4 protein-coding genes are annotated in these 4,715 nt (G+C 59.7%); all 4 read right to left on the bottom strand.

Annotated features, from left to right (window positions below):
* Positions 1–147: FAD-dependent oxidoreductase (locus NKI21_RS32190; RefSeq protein ID WP_352869299.1), on the bottom strand; the 147-nt coding region annotated here is incomplete at its 3' end.
* Between the two features lie 79 nt (positions 148–226).
* Positions 227–1,600, bottom strand: coding sequence for an amidohydrolase family protein (locus NKI21_RS32195; protein WP_352869291.1), 1,374 nt, complete (start codon positions 1,598–1,600; stop codon positions 227–229).
* A gap of 283 nt (positions 1,601–1,883) precedes the next feature.
* Positions 1,884–3,260 carry an aminotransferase family protein gene (locus tag NKI21_RS32200; protein WP_352869294.1) on the bottom strand — a complete coding sequence of 459 codons (1,377 nt, stop codon included), beginning with the start codon at positions 3,258–3,260 and terminating at the stop codon, positions 1,884–1,886.
* Between the two features lie 68 nt (positions 3,261–3,328).
* A partial coding sequence (locus tag NKI21_RS32205) for an MmgE/PrpD family protein (RefSeq protein WP_352869297.1) occupies positions 3,329–4,715 on the bottom strand: 1,387 nt, incomplete at its 5' end.

Raw genomic sequence — 4,715 nt, forward strand, 5'->3', positions numbered from 1 at the left:
AACAACTTCCTCGGACCGAGCTGCGCCACCAATTACATGGCGACCCTCGAGCACCAGCACCTTCAGGCCGGCTTTCGCCAGGTAGCAGCTGCAAGCAAGACCGTTATTACCGGCCCCAATCACAATCGCATCATAATTCTTTGGCATTATCGTCGCCCCTAATCTGTTTTTTGTCCTTGGAAGCGCGGGTGGCATCCTGCTCACACGCGCTGCTCACGTCGCATACTCAGGCGGAGAGCCTGTTGGCCAACAGATCGCGCTGGCGCATGGCTTCGGCAAGGATTTCATCCTGATCCATTGTCGTGAGGCGGCCCTTTTCCATTACGACCTTGCCATCGATGAGAACTGTATCGACGGGGATCATCGACGAGGACAACGACAACAGAATGCCCATATCGTCGCGCCAGGAATAATGGGTGATGTCTCGAGCTTCCCGGATGACCACATCGGCGCGCTTGCCCACGGCCAGGCTGCCCAGCCTGTCACCTAGGCCAACGTTTCTCGCAGCATCGATCGTCTGCATGTAAAATGGATCGGAGTCATTCAACCTGTCCCCAACCAGTGCCGACAGATAGAGGCTCATGAGGCCGGCGATCCCGATCGGGTGGCTCATGATCGTGTCGACAGAGAGCGAAACACTTGCGCCTTTTCGGTAGAGATGCGGGAACCAGCATTTTTGCGGCGGCGTAATCCGATAGGCCATCGCATGTTGGGGGACCCAGGAAAGGCCCGGCTTCATCGCCAGGATGAGTTCAACGTCCTGTTCATCAAGCATGTTCATATGGGCCAGCGTCGTGTCGGGCCCAAGGGCTCCGAGCCGGTGCATGCGGACCGTGCCGGCATCACCAAACGACCCTCGTTCGTCCGCGACATCGTCGGGAGTGAAGGCCTGGTGCGCCCAGAAGATTGCGTTCGATTCGGCGGCCAGTTTCACCGATTCCCTGATGAGTTCATCCGTGCTTTCACTACCTCCCTGCAGACCGACATAGCCGCGTACCAACGCATTGTCGTCCTTGTTGCGCGCAAGTTCGTGCTTGCACTGGTCGATAACCCGCCTCGCGTCCGCCGGCGCACGCCGCATCAGCGTCTCGTGCCGCGCATGCGGGTCGTTGGACGAGAGATAGTCCCACGCCCATGGTGCGGTCACCATTGCCCGCACACCGCACCTCGTCATCGTTTCGGCAAACACATCGGTTTCGAAGACGGTGCCTGCCTCGAAGTACAGGGTGAAGCCGCGTTGCAGCATCGAGCAGGCGGCCGCCGCCGTATAGGCGGCAGTTATCTCGGGGTCAGTCTCTGCCTTCATGCTCGAGTAGTTCACCTTGCTGGCATTGCCCGACTGCGGCGAGAAAGGCGCTCCGTGATAAGCCATTCCCGTCGAATGGATATGGGTTTCAATGAAGCCCGGGTGGACCAAAGCGCCCTGGGCGTCGATCTTGCGCGTTGCGTCATACGCCGACAAAATTTCTTGCTCGCGACCTACCCCGACCACTACGCCATCAGAAATCGCTATGGCCCCCGGTCGAGAGTGAGGCTGACTTCTGTCACCGGTGAAAATATCACCGTTGATGATGAGAGTGTCGACGGTCTTCTTGTGCATTGTTTCAACCTTATGTAATGTTTCAATCTTTGGCGAAGCCATCCCACTTCGTGCGGCGGGATACCTGACTTGGTAGCTCTAGCGGGCGGATCATCCGGTCGGCGCCGTTCGTGCTGACGCGCACGATGCCCCCATAGACGCCTTTTGGCTCGACGAGCCCGTCGCTGGTTCGATGACGCCCTTGTCCGGCATCATGCCAGCGCTGCCTGGCTGTGCAGAGGGATTGACTCCTGCACACCGGCCAACATGGATTGCGTCGGGTTAGGATGGATAGTCGCCCGCCTCATCGGTTCTCGCTCTCAAAAACCCGGAACGTCTCAGTGAGAAGCTCCATGAAGAGGTCGATTTCCGGCTCGGTTATGATGAGCGGAGGAGCTGCCATAAACCATTCCCCGAACTTTCCGCTGGCGGTTCGGCGTGCGTAGAGATGCAGCCCAAGTTCGCGGGCGATCTCCGAAACGCGATAGGACGCCTGCTTGGCTGCGGGAAAAATCGCCTTGGTTGCCTGATCCTCAACGATCTCCACCGCGTTGATGAGGCCCATTCCCCGCACGTCCCCGACCGTGGTGCTCTGATCCTTCAGTGCGTGGAGCTTTCGGCGCAGCAGGAAGCCCATCCGCTTGGCATTGCCCATCAGATCGTGGTCGAGCATCTCCTTGAGAACCGCGACACCAATTGCCGAGGAGAGGGGATTTCCAGCATAGGTGTGGCCGTGCAAGAAACCGCCGGACTCGGCGACCTTGTCGACGATCCTGTTGGGGGCGATCATGGCGCCAAGCGGCGTATAGCCGGCGCTCAAGCCTTTGGCGCAGACGACGAGGTCAGGCAGGGCGTTGGGCCAATGATGAGCGGCTAGGAAGGTTCCGGTTCGGCCGGCGCCGCACATCACCTCATCGAAGATCAGCAGAACGCCATAGCGATTGCAAATCTCCCGGATTTTGGAATAATAATTATCCGGCGCAACCAACGCGCCGGTCGCGACACCGCCGACCGGCTCCATGATGAAGGCGAGCACCGTCTCCTCGCCTTCCGCAAGGATCTGCTGTTCAAGCGCGTCCGCGCAGTAGTCGGCATAGGAACCGACATCAAAGCCTTCAGGGAGGCGATAGCTCAGTGGCGCTGGCACCTTGGGCACTATCTGCATGATCGGGCCGAAGATCTCGTCCCGGTCCGGGTCGCCGGTAACAGCGGCGGCGCCAAGCGTCGCGCCGTGATATCCTGGCATGCGCGCAAGGATTTTGCAGCGCTTCGGCTGTCCGCTGGCCACGGCGTATTGGCGCGCGAGCTTGATGGCGGATTCGACTGCTTCCGAACCGCCCGAAACGGGAAAAGCCTGATCGAACCCAGGGCCCGCGAGGTCCGCGATCATCCTGCATAGCGTATCGGTTGATTCACTGTAAAACGAGGCATAGCTGATGCGATTGGCCTGGCCGATCATCGCATCGCGGACGCGCTCGTTCCCATGGCCGAGATTGACAACCAGCGCGCCGGATGAACCCTCGAGATAGCGCTTGCCGTTGGTATCCCAGAAGAAGATACCCTTCCCATGCGACACCTTGAACGTTCCGGGGGCTCCGCGTGAGCCGGCGTAGAACCTGTCGAATGCATTCTGAACGGGTTTCGGTAGAACGATACTCTGAGTGGACATTTGCAACCTCATCCTGATTGGCTCGTCGGTGTGAAGAAGGGGGCGCGGCTGGTTCGCGATGGCGCACCTCCGCGCGGAGATCACGTCATGGCGCAAGGCTTCAGTGCGTCGCGGACGGAGAGGCCCTCCAATTCGAGGAGGGCCTGCTTAAGACGCGCGGCATTGGTAGCGCCGATGACGGGGCTAGCCAGCGTGAGGAACTTCGCTTCCACTTCCGCCTGTCCAAAAGCGGGCCCGCCGGGGGCGCCGGTTGGAACCTCGGCCTGGGCGGAAAGCGTTTTGCCATTCTGGAGGGTGACGCTGACGCGGGCCGGCAGGAGCCTTTGCGCATAAAATACCTCATCGGCACCGGCGAGGGTGGAAAGACTGATCCGCGCCGCGGTTTGTTTAACACCTTCATCAGTCAGGTCGTCTTCGCGGAGGCCGGTCGCGGAGGATTTGTCGTGCAGTTCGAGGGCGAGCGCATAGGGGATATGAAATGCCGCCTCGATGGTGGATTGCGGCCAGGGGCCATCAAAGTCACGAACGAACTCGCTCACAGTTTCGACATGAATGCCCCTGATGTCGGCATGGCCGAAACGATGGCGTGCCTGCAGCGCGCGCAGGCAGTCGATCGCAGTATGGATCCAGCGGCAGACGCCATAAGGTTTGAAGCCGGTCTCAAGGGTGAAGTAGCGTTCTCCCCATCGGTCAAGCATGTCCTGGGGTTCAAAGCGGTCGGAACCGGCCATGGCCCAGAAGCCGTCGTCACCGTCGAAGATGGTGCGGTTCCCGTGGAAACCTTCCCGTACAAGGTCCACCGCAGTGATGGCCCCCTTGTTCGCCCATCCGTAATTGTTCTTCAAAAAGCTCATCGGCCGGGAAGAGAATTTGCTCCCAAAGGGAAGCGGAGCATGCATCGGCGTCAACCCGTAAGCATCGGCGATTTGCACGGCGCTGAATTGGTGCAACAGGCTTGTTGCCGTGCAGGCGCCGAAAATTTGCCAATGCGCAAGTCCGCTGACGTGGCGGTTGCGGTCTTCGGTAGGCCGTATGGCTGCGCCAAGGCGCAGCGACATTTCATAGCCACCGACAATCGCGGCGATCAGCGCCTTGCCGGAGCTGTTTACCTCTTCGGCAACGGCGAGCGCAGCCGGGATAATGGAGGCGCCGGGATGCCCGAAAAGGACGTAGGAATCATCCAGGCTAAGCATGCTCGCGCTGTGCCCATTGGCATGAGCGGCATTGGCAGGATGGAAGCATAGTGACGTGCCGAAAATGGTGCTCGGACCACCGGAATCGATACGCGCGAGATAGGGCGTCATTTGTCTCGCCCCGCGGCTAACGCTTCCCGCGATCATGCAGCCGACATGGTCGAGGACGAGAAGCTTCGCCTTGTCGACTACTGCTGCCGGCAGTTCGTCGTATGTGAGGCTGGCGACCGTATTGGCAACGTCTTGTGTTAGCGACATAGTTTCAAACCGCAAT

Source organism: Mesorhizobium sp. M0715 (assembly GCF_040320355.1).
Classification (GTDB): domain Bacteria; phylum Pseudomonadota; class Alphaproteobacteria; order Rhizobiales; family Rhizobiaceae; genus Mesorhizobium.

Coding starts and splice junctions, on each gene's coding strand:
- NKI21_RS32195 (WP_352869291.1), bottom strand. CDS start 1,600: ATGCACAAGAAGACCGTCGACACTCTCATCATCAACGGTGATATTTTC.
- NKI21_RS32200 (WP_352869294.1), bottom strand. CDS start 3,260: ATGAGGTTGCAAATGTCCACTCAGAGTATCGTTCTACCGAAACCCGTT.